The sequence below is a fragment of the Burkholderia sp. ABCPW 14 genome, from assembly GCF_001523835.1.
Lineage (GTDB): Bacteria > Pseudomonadota > Gammaproteobacteria > Burkholderiales > Burkholderiaceae > Burkholderia > Burkholderia mayonis.
The window spans coordinates 53333-77453 of record NZ_LOVS01000113.1 but is presented as its reverse complement, the minus strand read 5'-3'; the positions used below and the strand labels follow the sequence as shown (position 1 = coordinate 77453).

At 68.7% G+C, this 24121-nt stretch carries 15 protein-coding genes and 2 pseudogenes; 10 read left to right on the top strand and 7 right to left on the bottom strand.

Annotation, left to right across the window (positions count from 1 at the left end; translation table 11 throughout):
* The first annotated feature begins 313 nt into the window (after positions 1–313).
* Together WS62_RS17895 and WS62_RS17890 are read left to right on the top strand one after the other, a co-directional pair.
* On the top strand, positions 314–1024 hold the full coding sequence (locus WS62_RS17895) for a hypothetical protein (protein WP_066573338.1): 711 nt from the start codon (positions 314–316) through the stop codon (positions 1022–1024).
* A pseudogene (locus WS62_RS17890) lies at positions 1021–2031 on the top strand (methyltransferase); the annotation flags it as partial. The gene WS62_RS17895 and the pseudogene WS62_RS17890, both read left to right, overlap by 4 nt.
* A gap of 195 nt (positions 2032–2226) precedes the next feature.
* Here WS62_RS17890 and metG read toward each other — a convergent pair.
* Together metG and WS62_RS17880 are read right to left on the bottom strand one after the other, a co-directional pair.
* Positions 2227–4392, bottom strand: a complete 2166-nt coding sequence (metG, locus tag WS62_RS17885; RefSeq protein ID WP_066573336.1) for a methionine--tRNA ligase — start codon at positions 4390–4392, stop codon at positions 2227–2229.
* A 474-nt stretch (positions 4393–4866) separates the two neighbouring features.
* The gene (locus WS62_RS17880; RefSeq protein WP_066494046.1) at positions 4867–5514 is read right to left on the bottom strand and encodes an OmpA family protein; all 648 of its coding nucleotides are present in this window, start codon (positions 5512–5514) and stop codon (positions 4867–4869) included.
* 372 nt (positions 5515–5886) lie between these two features.
* Here WS62_RS17880 and apbC point away from each other — a divergent pair, with 372 nt between their 5' ends.
* The 5 genes from apbC (at position 5887) to WS62_RS17855 (ending at position 11399) form a co-directional block, all read left to right on the top strand.
* Entirely contained in the window at positions 5887–6975 is a 1089-nt protein-coding gene (gene apbC / locus WS62_RS17875) for an iron-sulfur cluster carrier protein ApbC (protein ID WP_066573334.1), read from the top strand.
* Between the two features lie 132 nt (positions 6976–7107).
* Positions 7108–7647, top strand: coding sequence for a superoxide dismutase [Cu-Zn] (gene sodC, locus WS62_RS17870; RefSeq protein ID WP_066494044.1), 540 nt, complete (start codon positions 7108–7110; stop codon positions 7645–7647).
* A 104-nt stretch (positions 7648–7751) separates the two neighbouring features.
* Positions 7752–8321, top strand: coding sequence for a dCTP deaminase (dcd, locus tag WS62_RS17865; protein ID WP_066494043.1), 570 nt, complete (start codon positions 7752–7754; stop codon positions 8319–8321).
* An 85-nt stretch (positions 8322–8406) separates the two neighbouring features.
* Positions 8407–10686, top strand: coding sequence for an arginine/lysine/ornithine decarboxylase (locus WS62_RS17860; protein WP_066494042.1), 2280 nt, complete (start codon positions 8407–8409; stop codon positions 10684–10686).
* A 2-nt stretch (positions 10687–10688) separates the two neighbouring features.
* Complete coding sequence (locus WS62_RS17855; protein ID WP_066573332.1) at positions 10689–11399, top strand: lysozyme inhibitor LprI family protein; 711 nt, start codon at positions 10689–10691, stop codon at positions 11397–11399.
* A 132-nt stretch (positions 11400–11531) separates the two neighbouring features.
* On the opposite strand, the gene WS62_RS17850 is transcribed toward WS62_RS17855, so the two are convergent.
* The 4 genes and pseudogenes from WS62_RS17850 to WS62_RS17830 all read right to left on the bottom strand — a co-directional run bounded on the left by WS62_RS17850 (position 11532) and on the right by WS62_RS17830 (position 16621).
* Positions 11532–12206 carry an HAD family hydrolase gene (locus WS62_RS17850; RefSeq protein WP_066573330.1) on the bottom strand — a complete coding sequence of 225 codons (675 nt, stop codon included), beginning with the start codon at positions 12204–12206 and terminating at the stop codon, positions 11532–11534.
* A 301-nt stretch (positions 12207–12507) separates the two neighbouring features.
* On the bottom strand, positions 12508–13917 hold the full coding sequence (gene argH / locus WS62_RS17840; RefSeq protein WP_066573323.1) for an argininosuccinate lyase: 1410 nt from the start codon (positions 13915–13917) through the stop codon (positions 12508–12510).
* 179 nt (positions 13918–14096) lie between these two features.
* A pseudogene (locus tag WS62_RS17835) lies at positions 14097–15677 on the bottom strand (fimbria/pilus outer membrane usher protein); the annotation flags it as partial.
* 131 nt (positions 15678–15808) lie between these two features.
* Entirely contained in the window at positions 15809–16621 is an 813-nt protein-coding gene (locus WS62_RS17830) for a helix-turn-helix transcriptional regulator (RefSeq protein ID WP_066573320.1), read from the bottom strand.
* Between the two features lie 191 nt (positions 16622–16812).
* Between WS62_RS17830 and WS62_RS17825 the strand changes: the two genes are divergently transcribed.
* On the top strand, positions 16813–17568 hold the full coding sequence (locus WS62_RS17825; protein WP_066573317.1) for a class I SAM-dependent methyltransferase: 756 nt from the start codon (positions 16813–16815) through the stop codon (positions 17566–17568).
* Between the two features lie 275 nt (positions 17569–17843).
* On the opposite strand, the gene ppc is transcribed toward WS62_RS17825, so the two are convergent.
* A complete protein-coding gene (ppc, locus tag WS62_RS17820; RefSeq protein ID WP_066573423.1) occupies positions 17844–20825 on the bottom strand; it encodes a phosphoenolpyruvate carboxylase in 2982 nt (993 codons plus the stop codon).
* A 332-nt stretch (positions 20826–21157) separates the two neighbouring features.
* Here ppc and hemC point away from each other — a divergent pair, with 332 nt between their 5' ends.
* Positions 21158–22141 carry a hydroxymethylbilane synthase gene (hemC, locus tag WS62_RS17815; RefSeq protein ID WP_066573314.1) on the top strand — a complete coding sequence of 328 codons (984 nt, stop codon included), beginning with the start codon at positions 21158–21160 and terminating at the stop codon, positions 22139–22141.
* Positions 22141–24120: a fused uroporphyrinogen-III synthase HemD/membrane protein HemX gene (gene hemDX, locus WS62_RS17810; RefSeq protein WP_066573312.1), complete on the top strand. Its 1980-nt coding sequence runs from the start codon at positions 22141–22143 to the stop codon at positions 24118–24120. Before hemC ends, hemDX begins: the two co-directional genes overlap by 1 nt.
* Position 24121 lies beyond the last annotated feature (1 nt).

Genomic DNA, 24121 nt, shown 5'->3' with positions numbered 1-24121 from the left:
CGCGGCGGCCCGGCGGCGGGTGCCCGTCGCCGGGCCCGCGGCGCGCGGGCCGGCGCGCGCGGCAACGATCGCGCGTCGCGTGCGCCCCGTTTGGGCCCTCGCTTGACATTCATTCCCGATACTCTAATTTGAGGTAATCAATCCTCATATCGTTGCGCCGGCACTCGGCGCCGGCGCAGCGATCGTGTACGGGGAGATTGGGCCGCTCGCGCGCGTGTCGAAGGCGCGCGGACGCCTGTCGCCGTCGCGATCGTTCGCGATTCGACCGGATATGTCGACGACGACGCGGCCTTGATTCGGGGGGCGCATTCCTATGAAAACCGTCATGACCCACATCATGCGGAGGAAGCGGCGATACGCGACGCTGCCGCTGTTCGCCTGCCTGCGCGACGAACGCTTGCCGCCGCGCGTGCGGCTCGGCTTCATGCCCGGATTCGCGTTCTTCGTCATGGCCTTCGGCGATTTCAATCGCTACATGCTGCGCAAGGAACTCGCGGGCGACGTGCACCAGGCGCGCGTCAACGCGCATACGCGCGAAGACGATCATCACTGGCCGTGGTTCCTCGAGGATCTCGACAAGCTTGGCTGGAACCGCGCGACCACGATGACCGACGCGCTGCGCGCGCTGTGGAGCGAAGACACGCATCGATGTCGTCTGCTGATGTACGAGTTGTGCGCGATCGTCGACGCGGCCGACGGCGTCGAGCGGCTCGCGATCGTCGAAGCGATCGAGGAAACCGGCAACGTGCTGTTCGCGCTCACGACTCGTCTCGCCGCCGAGATGCAGGCGGAAACGGGGCGCGAGCTGCGCTACATGGGCGCGTATCACTTCGCGCTCGAGACGGGGCACATGCAGAACGGCGAGCAGGCGAAGGCAAGCCGCATCGTGCTCGACGATGCAAAGCGGCGGCGCTGCATCGCGCTCGTCGACCGCGTCTTCGATTCGTTCTCCGCATGGACGCACGAAGCGGTGCGCGAGATTGCCCGCGCCGCGTCGCCGCCCGCTTCGCTGGAACTGCCATGATGCGTGCACTGCCTCGACACGACGACGTCGCCGCGTACGACGTCGCGGTGAATCTGTTCGTCTATCCGGCGATGCTGATCGCGAACCGGCTGGGGCTCTTCAGCCGGCTGGGCGACGGGCCGTGTACGCTCGGCGCGCTCGGCGCGGCGCTCGGGCTCGCGCGGCGGCCTGTCGAGGCGCTCGTCAACGTGTCGGTCGCGCTCGGCTTCGTGCGCCGCAACGCGGATCGCTTCGCGCTGACGACGCTTGCGGAAGACTTGCTGCTGCCGCGCAGCCGCCAGTACTTCGGCGCGTTCTGGGACCTGATGTACGACAACGGCGACACGTTCTCGGTCGCCGGCCTCGAGGCCGCGCTGCGGCGCGACGCGTCGCACGCATACGGCGAGACCGACATCTTCGATTCGCATCAGCGGCACGCCGAGCTCGGCACCCGCTTCACGCACGCGATGCAGAGCCTGAGTGCTGCGCATACGGCCGTGTGGCCGACCAAGCTCGATCTCGCGCGGCATCGCGTGATGCTCGACATCGGCGGCGGCTCGGGCGCGCACGTGATCGGCGCGCTGTCGGTGTGGCCGTCGCTGCGCGGCGTGGTTTTCGACTTGCCGGCTGTCTGCGAGCTGGGCCGGAGGTTCGTCGACGCCCGCTGGCGCGATCGCGTCGCGTTCCAACCGGGCGACATGTGGCGCGATCCGTTCCCGCCCGCCGATCTGCATTTCTACTCGAACGTCTTTCACGACTGGCCGGCCGACAAGGACGCGGCGCTCGCGCGCAAGAGCTTCGACGCGCTGCCGTGCGGCGGGCGCGTCGTGCTGCACGAGATGCTCTATCTAGACGACAAGAGCGGGCCGCTCGCCGCGGCCGCGTACAGCCTGATGATGATCGGCTGGACGCAGGGCGAGCAGTACACGTCGCGCGCGCTGTCGGCGATGCTCACCGACGCCGGCTTCACGTCGATCGAGACGATTCCGAGCTTCGGGTACTTCAGCCTCGTGACGGGCGTGAAGCCGAGAAGCCGACAAGCCGAGAAGCCGAGACGCCGAGACGCCGAGACGCCGAGACGCCGAGACGCCGCGATGACGCGATGACGCGATGACGCGATGACGCGATGAGCACGTGACCGCGCATTGCCGCGTGCCCGCGCAAAAACGCGAAGGGCCGCTGTCGCGGCCCTCCGGATGCATCGCGGCGACGTGCGTCGCCGCTTACCTCACGCGCATGCCGGGCTTCGCGCCGCTATGCGGCTCGAGGATGTAGAGGCCCGGCTCGGCCTTTTCGTCGGCAGCCGACGCGGCGAGCACCATCCCTTCGGACACGCCGAACTTCATCTTGCGCGGCGCGAGGTTCGCGACCATCACCGTCAGCTTGCCGACGAGATCGCCCGGCTGGTACGCCGACTTGATCCCGGAGAACACGTTGCGGGTCTTCTCCTCGCCGACGTCGAGCGTGAGCCGCAGCAGCTTGTCGGAGCCGTCGACGGCTTCGCACGCGACGATCTTCGCGATGCGCAGATCGATCTTCGCGAAATCGTCGATCGCGATGATCGGCGCTGCGTCGTCGCTGGGCGCGGCTTTCGCATCCTTCGCGCGCTTCGCATCCTTTGCATCCTTCGCGCCGTTGCCGCTCGCCGCGCCCGCATCGGCCGCCGCCGCGGCGGCGCCCTGAAGCGAGCCGCGGTTCGCGGCGAGGAGCGCGTCGAGCTGCTTCGGATCGACGCGGGTCATCAGGTGCTGATACGCGCGGATCGGCTGCTCGGACGACAGCGGCTTGTTCGCGTCGGCCCACACGAGCGGCGCGATGCCGAAGAACGCTTCGACGCCCTCCGCGACGCGCGGCAGCACGGGCTTCAGCGCGAGCGACAGCAGGCGGAATGCCTCGAGGCTCACGCTGCAGGTTTCGTGCAGCGCGGCCGCGTTCGCCGGGTCCTTCGCGAGCTCCCACGGCTTCGCCGTGTCGACGTAGCCGTTGACCTCGTCGGCGAGCTCCATCGTCTGGCGCAGCGCGCGGCCGTACTCGCGCGCTTCGTAGTGTGCGGCGATCTGCGGGATCGCATCGCGCAGCGTCGCGAGGAGCGGATGGTTCATCGCGCTGTCCTGCACGCGGCCGTCGAAGCGCTTGATCAGGAAGCCCGCCGCGCGGCTCGCGATGTTCACGTACTTGCCGACGAGGTCGCTGTTCACGCGCGCCTGGAAGTCCTCGAGGTTCAGGTCGATGTCTTCCATCGTCGCGTTGAGCTTCGCGGCGAAGTAGTAGCGCAGCCATTCGGGGTTGAGGCCCGTGTCGATGTAGCTCTGCGCGGTGATGAAGGTGCCGCGCGACTTCGACATCTTCGCGCCGTCGACCGTCAGAAAGCCGTGCGCGAACACGTTGGTCGGCGTGCGATGCTCCGAGAACTCGAGCATCGCGGGCCAGAACAGCGTGTGGAAGTACAGGATGTCCTTGCCGATGAAGTGATACTGCTCGGTCGTCGAGTCCTTCTTGATCCACGCATCGAAATCGATGCCGCGCTGCTCGCACAGGTTCTTGAAACTCGCGTAGTAGCCGACGGGCGCATCGAGCCACACGTAGAAGTACTTGCCGGGCGCGCCGGGGATCTCGAAGCCGAAGTAGGGCGCGTCGCGCGAGATGTCCCAATCGGCGAGCTTCGCGTCGCCCGCGTCGCCGAGCCATTCGCGCATCTTGTTGGTCGCTTCGGGCTGCGCGAGGCCGCTCACCCATTCGCGCAGGAATGCCTCGCAGCGCGGGTCGGACAGCCGGAAGAAGTAGTGCGTCGACGTCTTGCGCATGGGCGTCGCGCCCGACACGACCGAGTACGGATTGACGAGATCCGTCGGCTGGTACGTCGTGCCGCACACTTCGCAACTGTCGCCGTACTGGTCTTTCGCGTGGCACTTCGGGCACTCGCCCTTGATGAAGCGATCCGGCAGGAACATTTCCTTGACGGGATCGTAAGCCTGCTCGATCTCGCGCTCGGCGATGAAGCCGGCGTTCTTCAGCGCGAGGTAAATCTTCTCGCTCAGCACGCGGTTTTCGTCGGAGTCCGTCGTATAGAAGTTGTCGAACGAGACCCCGAAGCTGTCGAAGTCGCGCTTGTGCTCCCGCCACACGCGCTCGATCAGCTGCTTCGGCGTCACGCCTTCCTGCTCGGCGCGCAGCATGACGGGCGTGCCGTGCGTGTCGTCCGCGCCGATGTAGTAGATCTCGTGACCGTGCATTCGCATCGTCCGCACCCAGACGTCGGTCTGGATGTACTCGACCAGGTGGCCGATGTGAATCTGCCCGTTCGCATAGGGCAGCGCGGACGTGACGAGGATCTGGCGGCGGCCTTGCGGCGCGCCGGCCTGCACGGTGGTGAGGTCGGATGCGGACATAGGGTCTCTGAAGGGACTGCTTGCGGAAAATCGTAGGGAAGCTGCGATTCTAGCAGGGCGGCCGCCAGCCGATGTACGGGGCCAACGGCGCGCGGTTGCGCCTGTCGAGCGGGGTTGCGATGCGGCGCTCGCGGACGCGCGCGGCGCGTCATGAGCCGTAATATTTTTCGAATTGAAAGCTTTTGGTAAAGAGGCTATGTTTGCGTCGGCTGAGCGATGTGCGGCGACGTCGGAGCAGGCAGGTCGGATGTTGCGACGCAGAACGGCGTCGCGCGGGCAAAAAAAACCGGGGCGGATGTGGCCCCGGAGCAACAACGACAAGAGGAGAATGGTGACGCGCCGGCAGCACCGTCACGTACCGTAAAGACAGACTCCGCCGCTCGCAAGAAGTTCGAAAATTTTTTCGAGTTGTTACAAGCGGCCTCGAAAGCCTTGTCCGGCGGGGCTCGGCACGCCATTCTCCAGCGGTCGGATTTACTGCGCCGCTTGCGGAGCGCGCAGGTAGATCTCGACGCGGCGGTTCTGCCCGCGACCGGCTTCCGTCGCGTTGTCGGCGATCGGGTTCGATGCGCCCATGCCTTGCGCCGACAGGCGGCCCCCCGCGACGCCGCGCTGCGACAGCGCGTTCACGACGCTCTGCGCGCGATTCTGCGACAGCGTCTGGTTGTGCGCCGCCGAGCCCGTGCTGTCGGTGTAGCCGACGACGGATGCGGTGATCTGCGGGTTTTGGTTCAGCGTCGACGCGAGGTCGTTCAAGAGCGGCGTGAACGCCGGCGTGACCGCGTACTGGTTGGTCGCGAACGTGACCGAGCTCGGCACGTTCAGCTTGAGCGAGCCGTCCGGCTGCTCGGTGACCTGCGTGCCCGTCTGCTGCGCGGACGGCGCGAGCTTGTTCTTGATCGCTTGCCAGTTGTAGCCCGTCACGCCGCCGACGAGTGCGCCGACGCCGGCGCCGATCGCCGCGCCCTTGCCGCCGCCAGCCAGCGCGCCGATGCCTGCGCCGAGCGCGGCGCCCGTGCCCGTGCCGACTGCCGTGTTGGTTCCTTGCGGGGTCGCGCAACCCGCCAGCAGCGCGCCGGCGAGAGCGAAAACGGACAAGCGCGTCGCGATTTTGGTATTCATCTTGGTTTCCTCTCTTGAGTGACTCGACAAGAACAAAAAAGAACTGCTCTTTCGGCGGGGGGACCCGCGCGCCGGCGATGCGCACGCGCGAGCGCCTCGATCCGTCCGGCGCCCGGCCGTGGAGCCTGCCGCCGATGCGACAAGCCCCGTTTGCCAGGATGGCTGTTCGGACCAAGCGCGCCCCAGCCTCTACAATATAGGCGGTGTGGGCCCGATGTGGCCCCGAAGCGCGCCGCCCGCGAAGATTGCGCCGCAAGTCGGCTTTACGCAATGGCGTGCAATAAATTCTTTCACTTTTTTCGCTTTTCGCCCGGATATTTGAAGATTATTGACCTTATGGGCGATTTTGAGCGACGTTCCCACGGAGTTTCGATGAGTATCGACAGGGCGCTCGTCGACGCCGCACTCGCGGCAGTCGTCGACCCGAACACCGGCCGCCCGTACGCGGCGCACCGCGGCATCCGCAATGTGACGATCGACGGCGATGCCGTTTCGGCCGACGTCGTGCTCGGCTATCCGGCCAGAAGCCAGTTCGACGACGCGCGCGCGCGCGTCACGGCCGCGCTTTCCGCCGTGCCGGGCGTGCGCGAGGCGCGCGTCGAGGTGTCGCAGGAGATCGCCGCGCATGCGGTGCAGCGCGGCGTGCAGCTACTGCCGAACGTGAAGAACATCGTCGCGGTCGCGTCGGGCAAGGGCGGCGTCGGCAAGAGCACGACGGCCGTGAATCTCGCGCTCGCGCTCGCGGCCGAAGGCGCGTCGGTCGGCATCCTCGACGCCGACATCTACGGCCCGTCGCTGCCGACGATGCTCGGCATCCACGAGCGGCCCGAGTCGCCCGACAACAAGTCGATGAATCCGCTCGTCGGCCACGGCCTGCAGGCGAACTCGATCGGCTTCCTGATCGGCGAGGACAATCCGATGGTGTGGCGCGGCCCGATGGCGACGTCGGCGCTCGAGCAATTGCTGCGCCAGACCAACTGGCGCGAGCTCGACTATCTGATCGTCGACATGCCGCCCGGCACGGGCGACATCCAGCTGACGCTCGCGCAGCGCGTGCCGGTGACGGGCGCCGTGATCGTCACGACGCCGCAGGACATCGCGCTCCTCGACGCGAAGAAGGGGCTCAAGATGTTCGAGAAGGTGAACATCCCGATTCTCGGCATCGTCGAGAACATGAGCATCCACGTGTGCTCGAACTGCGGGCACGAGGAGCACATCTTCGGCGCGGGCGGCGCCGAGCGGATGGCGAAGGAGTACGGCGTGACCGTGCTCGGCAGCCTGCCGCTCGACATCCGGATTCGCGAGCAGGCGGACAGCGGCGCGCCGACCGTCGCCGCGGACCCGGGCGGCAAGCTCGCCGAGCGCTACCGCGCAATCGCGCGGGGCGTCGCGATCGCGATCGCCGAGCGTGCGCGGGACATGTCGTCGAAGTTTCCGACGATCGTTGTTCAAAATACGTAAAATCCCCGGCAGGGCCGCGTCGGACGGTGTTTGCGGCGCGGCGAGTCACGGTATCATGACGACTTTCCCGAAGGTCCCCTTTACCGGCCCGGCGGGCGCTCGTCCGAGCGTTCCGCCCGGCATGAGGATCGCATGAAACGACGACTCGACGGCGTGCCGGGCTGGCTCGCGCGCCATGCGCCGCTTGTCCTGGCCGCCATCGGCCTCCTGGCCGGCTGCACCACGTTCGCATCGCATCACGAAAAGCGCGCCGACGCGCTGCTCCAGCCGACGGTCGGCAGCCAGGCGCGCGGCACGGTGACGCTCGCCGAACGCCCGGACGGCGTGCAGGTCACGTACAACTTCGCGGGCCTGCCGCCCAACAGCGATCACGCGCTGCAGGTCCACGAGCGCGGCGACTGCAACGCCGCCGACGGCTCGAGCGCAGGCGCCGTGTTCGCGCCCGCGGCGGACCGCCTGCGGGCGGGCGCGCGCGTCGGCGGCGATCTCGGCAACATCCACGCGGATGCGAACGGCGTCGCGGCGGGCTTCATCGTCGCGCCCGACGTCGCGCTCGACGGCGTGCGTTCGGTGCTCGGCCGCTCGGTGCTCGTTCACCGCGACCCGGGCGATCCGGCGTTCCCGCAGCACGGCGCGGGGCCCGCGCTCGCGTGCGGCGTCGTGCGGCAATGACGCGAGTCGGTCCGTTCCCGATCGCGTAAAATGTGCGCCTTTCATGGCCGCCGGACCGTCCGGCGGCATCCATCCAGACACGCAGCGTTTTCCGGCGCCTTTTTATGAGCATCAAGTCCGACAAGTGGATCCGGCGCATGGCCGAAGAGCACAAGATGATCGAGCCGTTCGTGCCCGGTCAGGTTCGCACCGCCGAAGACGGCCGCAAGATCGTCAGCTACGGCACGTCGAGCTACGGCTACGACATTCGCTGCGCGGACGAATTCAAGATCTTCACGAACATCAATTCGACGATCGTCGATCCGAAGAACTTCGACGAAGGCTCGTTCGTCGATTTCAAGGGCGATGTGTGCATCATCCCGCCGAACTCGTTCGCGCTCGCGCGCACCGTCGAGTACTTCCGCATTCCGCGCACCGTGCTGACCGTGTGCCTCGGCAAGTCGACGTACGCGCGCTGCGGGATCATCGTCAACGTGACGCCGTTCGAGCCCGAATGGGAAGGCTACGTGACGCTCGAATTCTCGAACACCACGCCGCTGCCCGCGAAGATCTACGCGAACGAAGGCGTCGCCCAGGTCCTCTTCTTCGAGAGCGACGAGGTGTGCGACGTGTCGTACGCGGATCGCGGCGGCAAGTACCAGGGACAGCGCGGTGTCACGCTGCCGAAAACCTGATCTGGTTGCATATCGGAACACCGACCAGTTTCCGGGTGACCGCTGCGCGTCTCGCGCCGCGGTCGTTCTTTTTGGAGAATCGCCCATGAAGTTTCGTTTCCCCGTCGTCATCATCGACGAAGATTTCCGCTCCGAGAACATCTCGGGCTCCGGCATCCGGGCGCTTGCCGAAGCGATCGAGAAGGAGGGCGTCGAAGTCCTCGGCTTGACGAGCTACGGCGATCTGACGTCGTTCGCGCAGCAGTCGAGCCGCGCGTCGTGCTTCATCCTGTCGATCGACGACGACGAACTCATGCTCGGCGAAACCGGCCCGGACGGCGAGCTGCCCGAACTCGCGACCGCGATCATCGAGCTGCGCGCGTTCGTCACCGAAGTGCGCCGCCGCAACGCGGACATCCCGATCTTCCTGTACGGCGAGACGCGCACGTCGCGGCACCTGCCGAACGACATCCTGCGCGAGCTGCACGGCTTCATCCACATGTTCGAGGACACGCCGGAGTTCGTCGCGCGCCACATCATCCGCGAAGCGAAGGTCTACCTCGATTCGCTCGCGCCGCCGTTCTTCAAGGAGCTCGTCAAGTACGCGGACGAAGGCTCGTATTCGTGGCACTGCCCGGGCCACTCGGGCGGCGTCGCGTTCCTGAAGAACCCGCTCGGCCAGATGTTTCACCAGTTCTTCGGCGAGAACATGCTGCGCGCGGACGTCTGCAACGCGGTCGACGAGCTCGGCCAGCTGCTCGACCATACGGGCCCCGTGGCCGCATCCGAGCGCAACGCCGCGCGGATCTTCAGCGCCGATCACCTGTTCTTCGTGACGAACGGCACGTCGACGTCGAACAAGATCGTCTGGCACGCGACCGTCGCGCCGGGCGACATCGTGCTCGTCGACCGCAACTGCCACAAGTCGATCCTGCACGCGATCACGATGACGCACGCGATCCCCGTGTTCCTCACGCCGACGCGCAATCACTTCGGCATCATCGGGCCGATCCCGCGCGACGAGTTCAAGCCGGAGAACATCCGCAAGAAGATCGAGGCGAATCCGTTCGCGCGCGAGGCGCTGAAGAAGAACCCGAACCTGAAGCCGCGAATCCTGACGATCACGCAGAGCACGTACGACGGCGTCGTCTACAACGTCGAGCAGATCAAGGACTTGCTCGGCGATTTGCTCGACACGCTGCACTTCGACGAAGCGTGGCTGCCGCACGCGGAGTTCCATCCGTTCTACCAGGACATGCACGCGATCGGCGCGGGCCGGCCGCGCACGGGGGCGCTGGTGTTCGCGACGCACTCGACGCACAAGCTGCTCGCGGGCATCTCGCAGGCTTCGCAGATCGTCGTGCAGGATTCGGAGAACCGCACGTTCGACAAGCACCGCTTCAACGAGGCGTACCTGATGCACACGTCGACGAGCCCGCAGTACGCGATCATCGCGTCGTGCGACGTCGCGGCCGCGATGATGGAGCCGCCGGGCGGCACCGCGCTCGTCGAGGAATCGATCGCCGAGGCGATCGACTTCCGCCGCGCGATGCGCAAGGTCGACGCCGAGTACGGCGATGACTGGTTCTTCAGCGTGTGGGGCCCGGACAACCTGTCGGGCGAAGGCATCGGCTCGCGCGCGGACTGGCTGCTGAAGCCGAACGACCGCTGGCACGGCTTCGGCCCGCTCGCGGAAGGCTTCAACATGCTCGACCCGATCAAGGCGACGATCATCACGCCGGGGCTCGACGTCGACGGCGAGTTCGGCGAGACCGGCATTCCGGCCGCGATCGTCACGAAGTACCTGGCCGAGCACGGGATCATCGTCGAGAAGACGGGCCTGTATTCGTTCTTCATCATGTTCACGATCGGCATCACGAAGGGCCGCTGGAACTCGATGGTCACCGAGCTGCAGCAGTTCAAGGACGACTACGACAACAACCAGCCGCTCTGGCGCGTGCTGCCGGAGTTCGTCGCGCAGTTCCCGATCTACGAGCGCGTCGGCCTGCGCGACCTGTGCACGCAGATTCACGACGTGTATCGCGCGAACGACATCGCGCGTCTCACGACCGAGATGTACCTGTCGAACATGGAGCCGGCGATGAAGCCGTCCGACGCGTTCGCGAAGCTCGCGCACCGCGAGATCGATCGCGTGCCGCTCGACGAGCTCGAAGGCCGCGTGACGAGCATCCTGCTCACGCCGTATCCGCCGGGCATTCCGCTGCTGATCCCGGGCGAGCGGTTCAACAAGACGATCGTCAACTACCTGCGGTTCGCGCGCGACTTCAACGAGCGCTTCCCGGGCTTCCATACGGACATCCACGGTCTTGTCGCGGAAGAGATGAGCGGCCGCACCGAGTACTACGTCGACTGCGTGCGCGACTGACGATGATCGAAGTCCGGAAGACGCTCGTGCGCTTCGCCGCCGTCGCGCTGGCCGCCTGGCTGGCGGCGGGCGCGGCGCATGCCGAGGTCGCGGCGGCCGATCCGATCGACGTCGCGATGCGCCAGTGTCTCGCGCGGCGCGACCGCTCGTCGACCGTCGGCCAGATCCAGTGCATGGACGAGGCGCGGCAGCAGTGGCTCGCTGAAGTCGACGCCGCGTACCAGCGGTTGCAGAAGGCGGCGCCCGCCGATGCGCTGCGCGGCTGGCAGGAGAGCCAGCGCCGCTGGCTCGCGTGGCGCAAGGACGAAGCGCATCTGGTGCGCGCGGTCTACGAGACGACGCAGGGGACGATGTACGCGATGGCGAGCGCCGACATGCGGTTGCAGCCGGTGCGCGATCGTGCGCGCGCACTGCGCGGCGTGGCCGACCGCTATGCGCAGCCGGGCGGCGGCAAGGGCGCGGTGCATCGCGTGCGGCCTTGCATGCGCGATGCGGCGTGCGAGCACGCGCTCTTCGACATGAACCGCTATTACGCGAAATTGCAGTCGCGGATGCCCGCGGCTTCGCTGCCGGCGCTCGTGCAGGCGCAGCGCGAGTGGGCGGCGTTTCGCGACGCGATGACGCCGCTCATCAGCGAGGATGAGCGGGTCGATCTGATCGGTGCGCGCGTCGCGACGCTCAAGCGGTTCTCGGAGACGGTCAACAATCGTTGAGCGCCGTGCGGGCGCTTTGCGCGCCGGTGCGCATGTCTTGCGCGGGCGGCATCGATTTTCCTCGGATGCGGCCCGCGCGTTCTTGCGATTTTCTTCGAATGCCCATGCTCGTGCGGCGGGCGCCGCGCCGACTCACGCGAGCTGTGCGGCGCGCGGCCCGAACCACGCCGGCACGAGCGCGACCGCATCGTCGAGCGAAGCGAGCACACGCAGGCTCAGCGCGACGATCTCGGGCGTCGGCGCCTTCAGGTCGGGCACGGTGACGACGGATGCGCCCGCGCGCGTCGCGGCGAGTGCGCCGAAATCGCTGTCCTCGAATGCGACGCACGCGTGCGCCGGCAAGTTCAGCCGCTCGACCGCGAGCCGGTAGACGGCCGGATCGGGCTTGCCGCGTTCCACTTCGTCGCCGCCCGCGATCGCGGCGAAAAATTCCAGTACGCCGACCGCGCGAAGCCGCGTGCGAATCACGTCGCGCGCGGACGACGACGCGACCGCGCACGGAATGCCGGCGTGGGCGAGCGTGTTCAGCAGCGCGTGCGCGCCGGTCTTCAGCGGAAATTTCGGATGGGGCTGCGGTGCGGCGAGCTGCTCGCGCACCTGCGCGGACACCGAGCGGAACGCGTCGTCGCCGAGCAGTCCGGCGAGGACCGTCTGGCCTTCCCGGAACGAGCGGCCGACGATCTGCAGGTAGTCGGCGGAGGACAGCGCGACGCCGTGAGCGCGCGCCACGTCGATCCACGTGTTCATGATGGTCCGCTCGGAGTCGACGAGCAGGCCGTCCATATCGAAGATTGCCGCAGAGAACATGGGTTCCGTTCCGTCCGTGAGTCGATGCGTGGGCCTCCGGTGCAAGGCTATCGCGCGTCCGAGCGGCGTTGCCGGCGCGCGCCGCGCTTGCGCGAACCCGGAAGCGATGCGCGCCGATCTCGGTGATCGCCGCGCGTCGCGTCGCGCGTCACGGGCCCGGCTTCGTGGAATCCGCGCGCGGCGGCGATGAGCCGCTTGCGGGCACCGCAGCCGGGCGCGTATCGCGCCGCGGGCCGCACCGCAGATCGCGCAGCGGATGAAAAGACGGACACCGCCCGGTGTCCGCCACGTGCATGCCGGCTTACTCGCCGAGCGCCGCGCGCGCCGCCTTCACCGCCGCGCGCACCTGGTCCGGCGCCGTGCCGCCCGGATGGTTGCGGCTCGCGACCGAGCCTTCGAGCGTCAGGTAGTCGAACACGTCGTCGCCGATCAGGTGCGCGACGTTCGGCAGTTCCTGCTTCATCTCGTCGAGCGTCAGGTCCGCGAGATCGCAGCCGCGCACGTCGCAAACCTTCACCGCGTGCGCGACTGCCTCGTGCGCGTCGCGAAACGGCAGCCCGCGCTTTACCAGATAGTCGGCGAGATCGGTCGCGGTCGAGAAGCCCTGCAGCGCGGCGGCGCGCATCGCCTGCGGCTTCACCGTGATGCCGGCGACCATCTCCGCGAAGATCCGCAGCGTGTCGGCGACCGTATCGACTGTGTCGAAGAGGGGCTCCTTGTCTTCCTGGTTGTCCTTGTTGTACGCGAGCGGCTGGCCCTTCATCAGCGTGAGGAGCGCCATCAAGTGGCCGTTCACGCGGCCCGTCTTGCCGCGCGCGAGCTCGGGCACGTCCGGATTCTTCTTCTGCGGCATGATCGACGAGCCGGTGCAGAAGCGGTCGGCGATGTCGATGAAGCCGACGCGCGGGCTCATCCACAGCACGAGCTCTTCCGAGAAGCGCGACACGTGCGTCATGATCAGCGCGGACGCCGCTGTGAATTCGATCGCGAAATCGCGATCGGACACGGCGTCGAGCGAGTTCGCGCAGATGCCGTCGAAGCCGAGCGTCTTCGCGACCGCGTGGCGGTCGATCGGATAGCTCGTGCCCGCGAGCGCCGCCGCACCGAGCGGCAGGCGGTTCACGCGGGTGCGGCAGTCGCGCATCCGCTCGGCGTCGCGCGAGAACATCTCGACGTATGCGAGCAGATGATGGCCGAACGTGACGGGCTGCGCGACCTGCAGATGCGTGAAGCCCGGCAGGATCGTGTCCGCGTTCTGTTCCGCAAGGTCGATCAGCGCGCCGCGCAGGTCGTTCAGGAGGCCGCCGATCCGGTCGATCTCGCCGCGCAGCCACAGGCGGATGTCGGTCGCGACCTGGTCGTTGCGCGAGCGGCCCGTGTGCAGGCGCTTGCCCGCGTCGCCGATCAGCGCGGTCAGGCGCGCCTCGATGTTCAGGTGGACGTCTTCGAGATCGAGCTGCCATTCGAATTCGCCGCGCTCGATCTCGCCCTTGATCTGCGCCATTCCGCGCTCGATCGCGGCGAGGTCGTCGGCGCCGATGATCTTCTGCGCGGCGAGCATGTTCGCGTGCGCGAGCGAGCCGGCAATGTCGACGAGCGCGAGCCGCTTGTCGAAGAAGACCGACGACGTGTAGCGCTTGACGAGCTCGGACATCGGTTCCGAAAAGCGGGCCGACCAGGCCTCGCCCTTTTTGTGCAGTTGGGACGTCATGGCGATTCTTAGAGGGGAGTGGAGCGGCGCGCGCCGCGAATGGATATCGCGGATTTTAGCATTCGCGCGGCGGGCGGCTGGTGCGGGGCGGTTGGGGCAGCGGAGCGCGGGCGGCGCGGCGGGAGGCGCGCATGCCCCGGTTCGCCGCCGCTCCTGGGCGCGCCCGCGGCCTCGCCGCGTCACCTCAAGTCGCAAGTCAGCGGCCCGATCGTCGGCGGCGTGCCGTCGGCCGGGCGCGCGTAGTCGAACGCGACGGCGCAGCGCTTGCCGCGGCCCGTTATCTCCAGATGATTGACGGGCGCGAGGCCGGTCACGAACGTGAGCCCGTCGTAGCCGACGATCGTGCCCGCGCCGCTCTCGCGATGCGTGACCGACAGCCCGGGCGGCAGCGGCGCGCCCGATGCGTCCTGGAGCACGATCGACGCCGACTGCTCGCGCGCGATCGAGAAATGCGCGAGCACACCCGAGCGCGACTGCGGGACGACGTTGCGGAGCGTGTCGGACACGCGCGCGTCGAGCGGCAGCTTCAGCGTGTCGATGCCGATCCGGTTGTTCTGATACGCGTTCAGGTCGGGGATCAGCAGATGGCCGTTGCGGTCGGTCGCGCCGATCACGCGGTTCTCGTGCAGCACCGGCACGCCCGGCGAAGCGTCGGTCGACACGAGCGCGAAGCCGTCGTCGATGCGCCGCGCGAGGAGCGCGTTGCCGTCCATCAGCACGACCGCGCCCGTCACGTCGAGCGCCGCGTTCTGCCGTCCCGCGATGGTCTGAGCGAGCGCCGTCACTTCGCCCGCGCGGCCGAGGTATTGCGCCTGCGCCAAGCCGTAGCGCGTGCCGCCCGCGTCGCCCGCCTGCGCGCTCCAGCCGAAGCCGCCGCCGTAGTCGGGCGCGCGCATCGCGTTCACGTTGTAGATCGTCTTGCCGTTCTGCCGGCCGACGTTCGTGTTGACCGACGTGTTGTTGCCGAGCGCGACGTTCAGGCTCACGAACACGCCGCGCGAGTTGTGCTGATGAAAGTCCTGGAAGGCGCTGACGTTGATCGACGCCAGGCTGCCGACGTTCACCGAGTACGACACCGAGCCGATCCGCGATGCCTGCAGGCCCGGATACTTGAGGCCGATGTAGCTGATCGCGAACGTCTGCGAACGGATGAACGGCAGCGACAGCGTCACGCGGTCGGTCGCGGTCGGCACCGGCGTGCCGTCGCGCGCGGCGAGATCGCCGTAGTTGCTGTACGCGCGCAGCGTCTCGGCATCGATCGAGAAGCGCGGGCGCACCAGCTGATAGCCGAGTCCGACCTGCGTGCCCGCGAGGCGTCCGACGCTCTGCGCGATCGACGCGCTCGCGACGCCCGCGCCGCCGAGCCGAACGAGCGCGCCGGCGCCGGCGTTGTAGAGGCCGGGCGTCGCCTCCGCGTGCGCCTCGACGGTCAGGCGGTCGCTCGCGCCATAGCGCGCGGTCGCGCTGGCGGCCGGGCGGCGCGTGTAGTCGAACGAGCGCAGGCCCCACGCGCGCCGCAGGAAGCCCGCCTCGACCGAGTAGCTCGCGAGGCCGGGGGCCAGCATTCGCGTGTCGATGTAAAGCGGCAGCGACGTCGCGATCGTGCGCCCGAGCGCGTCGCGCGTGACGACGGTCGCGTTGCCCGCGCCCGTGATGCCCGGCACGCTGTTGATGACGAACGGGCCGCTCGGCACGTCGCCGCTGAACTGGCGCACGCCGTTCACGTACAGATCGACCGTCGACGGCACGACGGCCGTGCAGACAACGCCCGTGCCCGGCACCTACAGCGACACGATCACCGCGACGATCACGTTCTGACGCGGCTTCGCCGCGTTTCGCACGCACATGCATATGCGAACGCACCGGCGAACGCAGACGCGCGCCCCCGCGGTCATGCGCCTTCGCGAACCAGCACGACGAACTTCAGGTCTTCGCGGTGCGCGGGCTTGAGCGTCATCTGCTGATAAACGACGCGGCCTTCGCGGGGATGGTCGAACGCGCGCTGGCCGCCTTCGCGCTCGCCGACGTCCTGCGACGCCCAGTAATGCGCGAACGCGTCGCTTTCGGCGAGCAGCGAATCGATCAGCGTGCGAGTGGGCGCGTCGTTCAGATGGCGGATCGTGTCGGCGCGGAATTCGGCGACGAGCCGCCGCGCGCGCGTCTCCCAATCGACGATCAGCGTGCGGGCGGCGGGCGACGTGAACGTGAAGCGCAGCAGGTTGCGATCGTCGCGCTCGCCGTCGAGCCAGCCGGTGAAGAGCGCGGCCGCCGCGTCGTTCCACGCGAGCGCGTTCCACTGGCGGTCGAGCACGTACGCGGGCGTCGCGATGAGCTTCACGGCCGCGACGAGCGTCGCGGGCACGTCGGTCGCCGCGAATTCGGGCTCGGCCGGGTCGCGCTGCGCGGCGAGCTCGAACAGATACGCGCGCTCTGCGCGCGACAGCCGCAGCGCGACCGCGATTCGCGCGAGCGCGTCGGCCGACGCCGATACCTCGCGGCCTTGCTCGATCCACGTGTACCAGGTCGGACTCACGCCGCACAGCTGCGCGACCTCTTCCCGACGCAGTCCGGGCGTCCTGCGGCGCGGGCCGGGCGGCAGGCCGACCGCCTCCGGTGACAGCCGTTCGCGGTGCGCGCGAATGAAGTCGCCGAGCGCGCGGGCCGGCGTGGAGTCGAGAGACGGAGGGGCGGGCGGGCGGCTCATGGGAGTCTGGTCGGGTGATGCGCGTGAGGACAAAGAACGGAAAACGGGCTCCGGCCGGCTGGCTGGTGGAGCGGATACCAGGATAATTGCTTGGCTTGTACCGGTACCAATCGGGCTCTATTGTAGCGGCTCAAGGCGGCCGATGCAGTCGGCCGGCCGTCTCCGATCCCCGCGCGACAAGGAGTCAGCCCATGAAGCATCACGATCAGGTCGCCGACGCGTTCGGCACGACCGCGTCCGCTTATTTGACGAGCGCCGTCCATGCGACGGGCGCCGATCTCGACACGCTCGCCGCCGAGATCGGCGCGACACCCGACGCGCGCGTGCTGGATCTCGGCTGCGGCGCGGGCCATGCGAGCTTCGCCGCCGCGCGCGGCGGTGCGAAGGAGGTGGTCGCGTACGATCTCGCGCCGCAGATGCTCGCGACGGTCGAAGCCGCGGCGCGCGAGCGCGGCCTCGCGGGCGTGCGGGTCGAGCAGGGTGCGGCCGAGCGGCTGCCGTTCGCCGACGCGTCGTTCGACTGGATCGTCAGCCGGATGAGCGCGCACCACTGGCACGACGTGCCGCGCGCGCTCGCCGAGGCGCGCCGCGTGCTGAAGCCGGGCGGCCGCGTGCTGTTCGTCGACATCGCGGGCGCCGATCATCCGCTCGTCGACACGCATCTGCAGGCGGTCGAGGTGTTGCGCGACGCGTCGCACGTGCGCGACTATCGCGCGGACGAGTGGCTCGCATTGTTCGCCGCGGCGGGCTTTGCCGCGCGGGTGCGCGAGCGCTGGCGCCTGCCGATCGCGTTCGAGGGCTGGGTCGCGCGGATGAGGACGCCGGAGGTGCGCGCGAACGCGATCCGCGCGCTGTGGGCGGGCGCGCCCGACGAGGTGCGCGCGTACTTCGATGTGCAGCCGGACGGCTCATTCGCGCTCGATGCGGTGATGATCGACGCGCGTTGACGCGGCGGGGCGATGCCGGGGCGGACGCCGAGCCGCCAAGACGCCAAGACGCCAAGACGCCAAGCCACGCGGCTCTCGGTTCAAATCGAAGCGCCTTCGCGATTGCTTCAGCAAAAAGAAAACGGCCGTGCAACACACACGGCCGTCATCGCTTCGACGCTAGCGTCAAGCGCAGGCGCAGGCGCAGGCGCAGGCGCAGGCGCAGGCGCAGGCGCAGGCGCAGGCGCAGGCGCGTCGCGCGCGACGTGGCACCGCCGCGCGCGATGCCCCATCGCTCAGCCCGTATTGCGCAGGCCGGCCGCGATCCCGTTGATCGTCAAATGAATCCCGCGCCGCAGGCGCGCATTCGTGTCGCCCGAGCGGTGCCGCTTGATCAGCTCGACCTGCAAGTGGTTGAGCGGATCGAGATACGGGAAACGGTTCTTGATCGAGCGCGCGAGGAGCGGATTCGCGGCGAGCCGCGCGTCGCTGCCGGTGATCTCGGCGAGCGCGTCCGACGTGCGGTGCCATTCGGCGACGATCCGCTCGAACACGTGCTTGCGCAGCTTCCTGTCGGCGACGAGCTGCGCGTAGCGCGACGCGACCGCGAGATCCGTCTTCGCGAGCACCATGTCCATGTTCGACAGCAGGTGAGCGAAGAACGGCCAGGTCTTGTTCATCTTCTTCAGCAGCGCAACCCGCTTCGCGCGCTCGGCGGCGTCCTTCGTGCCGTCGAGAAATGCGGCGACCGCGCTGCCGAAGCCGTACCAGCCCGTCAGCAGCAGCCGGCACTGGCCCCACGAGAAGCCCCACGGAATCGCGCGCAGGTCCTCGATCTTGCGGTGCTTCGGATCCTGCAGCTTGCGCGACGCGGGCCGGCTGCCGATGTTCAGCTCGGCGATCTCGGCGATCGGCGTCGACGAGAAGAAGTAGTCGGTGAAGCCGGGCGTCTCGTAGACGAGCGCGCGGTACGAGGCCATCGCGGCGTCGGACAGCGCCTGCATCGCAGTCTCGAACGCGGGCAACTGCTTCGGCGCGTTGCGATGCGGCAGCAGCGTCGCCTCGAGCGTCGCGGCGACGACCGTCTCGAGGTTGCGCCGGCCGATCTCCGGGTTCGCGAACTTGCTCGCAATCACTTCGCCCTGCTCGGTCAGGCGGATCTGGCCGTTCACCGTGCCGGGCGGCTGCGACAGGATCGCCTGGTAGGTCGGGCCGCCGCCGCGGCCGACCGTGCCGCCGCGGCCGTGGAAGAGGCGCAGCTTGATCCCGCGCTCGCTGAACAGATCGACGAGCGCCAGTTCCGCACGATAGAGCTCCCAGTTCGACGTGAGGAAGCCGCCGTCCTTGTTGCTGTCCGAATAGCCGAGCATCACTTCCTGCTCGTGGCCCTGGTGCGCGACCAGCTCGCCGACGCCCGGCAGCGCGAAGAACTCGCGCATGATGTCGGGCGCGTTGCGCAAGTCGGCGATCGTCTCGAAGAGCGGGATCGCCATCAGGCCGTTGCGCGCATTCGCGTGCGGCGTGCCGAGCGTGCCTTCGAAGAGGCCCGTTTCCTTTTGCAGCAGCAGCACTTCGACGAGGTCGCTCACCGTCTCGGTGTGCGAAATGATGTAGTTGCGCACCGCGCGCGGACCGAACTGCGCGCGGATCGCGTGCGCGCGCTCGAGCACGCCGAGCTCGCTCTTCGCGAGATCCGAGTAGTCGAGATACGGCGAGCGCAGCGGCCGCGGATCGGCGAGCGCCGCGAGCAGCACGCGCAGCTTGTCCGCTTCGGCCAGCGCCGCGTAGTCGGGTTCGACGCCGCCGCGCGCGAGCAGCTCGGCGATCACCGCTTCGTGAATGTCCGAGCTTTGCCGCAAGTCGATGCTCGCGAGATGGAAGCCGAACACCTCGGCCGCGCGCATGAGCGGCGCGAGGCGCGGCGTCGCGAGCGATTCGCCGTGATGCAGCGCGAGCGAATCCGTCAGCACGCGCAGGTCGGCGACGAATTCCTCGGCGTGCGCATACGGCGTCGCGCGCACGGGCGCGGCGCCGCGGCCCGCGCTGCGCACCGGCACCGCGCCTTCGCCGAGCCGCACGCGCGCGCTCGCCGCAAGCCGCGTGTAGACGCCGATCAGCGCGCGGCGATACGGCTCGTCGACGCGGTGCGGCGACTGGTCCGGCGACGCGGCCGCGAGCGCCTTCAGCGCGTCGTTCGCCCCGACGAGCAGGTTCGACACGGAGAGCTCGGCGCCGAGCTTGTGCACCTGCTCGAGGTAATGCTCGAAGATCACCGCGGCCTGGCGGTTGATCGCTTCGTCGAGCGTCGCCGCGGTGACGTTCGGGTTGCCGTCGCGGTCGCCGCCGATCCAGCTTCCCATCTGGAAGAACGCGGGCACGCGCGCGGGCAGGCCGTGCTCGGCGAGCGCTTCCTCGATGTCCGCGTAGAGCGCGGGCAGCTCGTCGAGGAACGTCGCGCGGTAGTACGACAGCGCGTTCTCGATCTCGTCGGCGACCGTCAAGCGCGCGTCGCGCAGCATCCGGGTCTGCCAGAGCGTCGTCACGCGCGCGCGCAAGAGCGCCTCGTTGTGCGCGAACTCGCGCGCGGTCAGCGGCTGGTCGCGCTCGGCCAGCAGGCGTGCGATGTCGTGCTGCGCGTCGAGAATGCTCTTGCGCTGCACCTCGGTCGGGTGCGCGGTCAGCACGGGCACGATGAGCGCGCCTTCGAAGAACCGCTTGATCACCTTCGACGACGCGTCGCCCGCTTCCTTGAGCTTGTCGAGCGCGTACGCGACGGTGCCCGCCTGCGGCGTGGAGCCCGCGAGCGCGTGAATCCGGCGGCGGCGGTTGTGATGGCGGTCCTCGGCGATGTTCGCGAGATGCGAGAAATAGCTGAACGCGCGCACGACGCTCACCGTCTGCTCGGGCGTGAGCTTGCGCAGCATCTTCTCGAGCGTCTGCGCGGCGGCGCTGTCGTCCTCGCGGCGGAACTTGACGGCGGTCTGGCGGATTGTTTCGACGACGTGGAACACGGCGTCGCCTTCCTGTTCGCGGACGACATCGCCGAGCAGGCGGCCGAGATAGCGGATGTCTTCGAAGAGCGGGCGGTCCTTGTCCTCGCGCGTGCGGCCGTTCGGCCTGGCCGGTGCGGCGCTCGCCGGCTCGGCCGCGCGCACGGCGGCCTCCTTCGGCTTGCGGGCCGTCTGCGTGCGGCGGGGTTGGGCATCGGCGTTCGCCGGCGCGGAGGAGGACGAGACAGCATTGCGGCGCGTCGCGCGCGCCGATCCGGAAGACTTCACGATTGATTTCCTTGGGAAAGCATGAGTGAACGGGAACTGCGGTCCAGCAACAGCGAGCGCGATCAAGCGGCGCGGCGGCGTGCGCTGCACGGTGCGCGAGACGCGTCGCGCGCGATCCCGTCGGACGACGAAACCGTGCGACGCGGCGAGCGACGCGACGACTGCGAACCGGACCCTGACGCGGATGCCGGATTCCACCTCGAACCGAACGACCGTTCGGGACCTTGGCGCAGACCGTGCGTGCGGCTCGCGCCGGCCGCCCGGCGGGCGGAAGCGCAAGGCGCGCGTGCTACCATAGTCTGTTCCTAATCCCGTCCTGCGATGTCCTTGCAATGAACACCGAGACTCTTTCGGCCGAGCTGCCCGCGACGCTGATGATCGCGTCGCGCGAGAGCCGCCTCGCCATGTGGCAAGCCGAGCATGTGCGTGATGCGCTGCGCAAATTATATCCAGCTTGCGACGTGAAAATCCTCGGGATGACGACGCGCGGCGATCAAATTCTCGATCGCACGCTGTCGAAGGTCGGTGGCAAGGGGCTCTTCGTGAAGGAACTCGAGAACGCGCTCGCCGACGGCCGCGCGGATCTCGCGGTGCATTCGCTGAAGGACGTGCCGATGGCGCTGCCCGAAGGCTTCGCGCTCGCGGCCGTGATGAGCCGCGAGGATCCGCGCGACGCGTTCGTGTCGAACGCGTACGCGTCGCTCGCCGAGCTGCCGGCGGGCGCCGTCGTCGGCACGTCGAGCCTGCGCCGCGAAGCGATGCTGCGCGCGCGCTATCCACAGCTCGACGTGCGGCCGCTGCGCGGCAACCTCGACACGCGGCTCGCGAAGCTCGACCGCGGCGACTACGCGGCGATCATCCTCGCCGCAGCCGGCCTGAAGCGGCTCGGCCTCGCCGCGCGAATCCGCGCGCTGCTCGACGTCGACGACAGTCTGCCCGCCGCGGGCCAGGGCGCACTCGGCATCGAGATCGCCGCGCGCCGCGCGGACGTCGCCGCATGGCTCGCGCCGTTGCACGATGCCGCCACCGCGCTCGCGGTCGAGGCCGAACGCGCGGTGTCGCGCGCGCTCGGCGGCAGTTGCGAGGTGCCGCTCGCCGCGCACGCGGTGTGGCGCGGCGACGAGCTGCATCTGACGGGCAGCGTGTCGACGACGGACGGCCGCCGCGTGCTGAGCGCGCGTGCGCAGGCCCGCGCCGCGACGCCCGCCGACGCGCTCGCGCTCGGCCGCGCCGTGTCCGACGATCTCGAGCGCCAGGGCGCGCGCGCGATCGTCGACGCGCTCGTCGCGGCGAGCGCGCAAAAGGGCGGCGCGTGATGACGGGCGCGCCGCGCACGTTCACCGCGGTGCTCACGCGCCCCGACGGACAGTCGGCGACGCTCGCGGCGCAGCTCGCCGCGGCGGGCATCGACGTGCTCGACTTTCCGCTCATCGACATCGCGCCGCTCGCCGACGATGTGCCGCTTGCCGACGCTTTCGCGCGACTCGATGCGTACGCGCTCGTCGTGTTCGTGTCGCCGAACGCGATCGATCACGCGCTCGCGCGGCTCGGCGCGATCTGGCCGCATCCGCTGCCGATCGGCGTCGTCGGGCCGGGCAGCGTCGCCGCGCTCGCGCGGCACGGGATCGCGGCGCCCGCGCATCGCGTGATCGCGCCGCGCGAGCCCGGCGACGGCAGCGAGCCGCATTACGATTCCGAAAATCTCTTCGCCGAAATCGAGCGCGCGTTCGGCGGCGCGGCCGATCTTGCCGGCAAGCGCGTGCTGATCGTGCGCGGCGACGGCGGCCGCGAATGGCTCGCCGAGCGGCTGCGCGACGCGGGCGCCGAAGTCGAGCTCGTCGCCGCGTACAGGCGCGTGACGCCCGAGCCGTCGATCGGCGCGTGGGAGCGCGTGCATACGCTGCTGTCGGGCGCGCCGCATGCGTGGCTCGTGACGAGTTCGGAAGGCGTGCGCAATCTGCAGGAGCTCGCGCACGAGCATTTGAACGAGGCCGAGATCGACGCGCTGAAGCACGCGCAGTTCGTCGCGCCGCATCCGCGCATCGTCGAGACCGCGCGCGCGCTCGGTTTTGATAGGATTACGCTGTCCGGCGCGGGCGATGAGCGTATCGCTCGCGCGTTTCGTACGTTGGCCGATCAGGCCGATCAACCGGCGATTGCCGCACCGATGCCTTCTCGCATGACAGACACCAACGATACCAAAGACGTCTCTTCCAAACCGGCCGCGGCCCCCGTTCCGCCGCCGAATCAACCGTTTACGCCGTTTGAAACGAAAGCGCGGCGCAGCGGCTCGAACGCGGCGCTCTGGTTCGTGATCGTTGTGATCGCGGCCGCGGCGGGCGTCGGCGGCTATGCGCTGAACCGCAAGGTCGATCGTCTCGACCAGCACGCGCTCGAGCGGCAGAAGGCGCTCGACGCGCAGACGGCCGACATCCGCACGAAGACCGAGCAGGCGCTTTCGAGCGTGCATCAGGCCAACGCGCAGCTGTCGCAGCTCGAAGGCAAGCTCGCCGATGCGCAGGCCGCGCAGGCCGCGCTGCAGCAGCAATATCAGGACCTGTCGCGCAACCGCGACGCGTGGATGATCGAGGAAGTCGGCCAGATGCTGTCGAGCGCGAGCCAGCAGCTTCTGCTGACGGGCAACACGCAGCTCGCGCTGATTGCGCTGCAGAACGCCGATTCGCGGCTCGCGGCTTCGCAGAGCGCGCAGGCGGTCGTCGTGCGCAAGGCGGTCGCGCAGGACATCGAACGGTTGAAGGCCGCGCCGTCGGCGGACCTCACGGGGCTTGCGATCAAGCTCGACGACGCGATCGCGAAGGTCGACACGCTGCCGCTCTCGGGCGAAGCGCTCACGCCGCACGCGCAGACGAGTCCCGACGTTGCCGCGAGCGCCGAGCACGCGGCCGCGGCGGCGGGCGAGCCGCGCTGGAAGGCGTGGTGGCGCGGCTTCTCGGCGGGCATCGGCGCGCAGTTGAAGTCGCTCGTCGAAGTGCGCCGCATCGATCATGCGGATGCGATGCTCGCGTCGCCCGAGCAAGGCTACTTCGTGCGCGAGAACGTGAAGCTGCGCCTGTTGAGCGCGCGGCTGTCGCTTCTCTCGCGCAACGACAGCGCGATGAAGTCCGATCTGCATGCCGCGCAGGCGGCGGTCGCGCGCTACTTCGACGGTGCGTCGAAGGATACCCAGATCGTTCAGGATCTGCTCAAGCAGGTGGACGCCGCGTCGCTGACGGTCGCGGTGCCGAACCTCAACGCGAGCCTGAACGCGGTTCAACAGTTCAAGAGCCGGGGTTGAC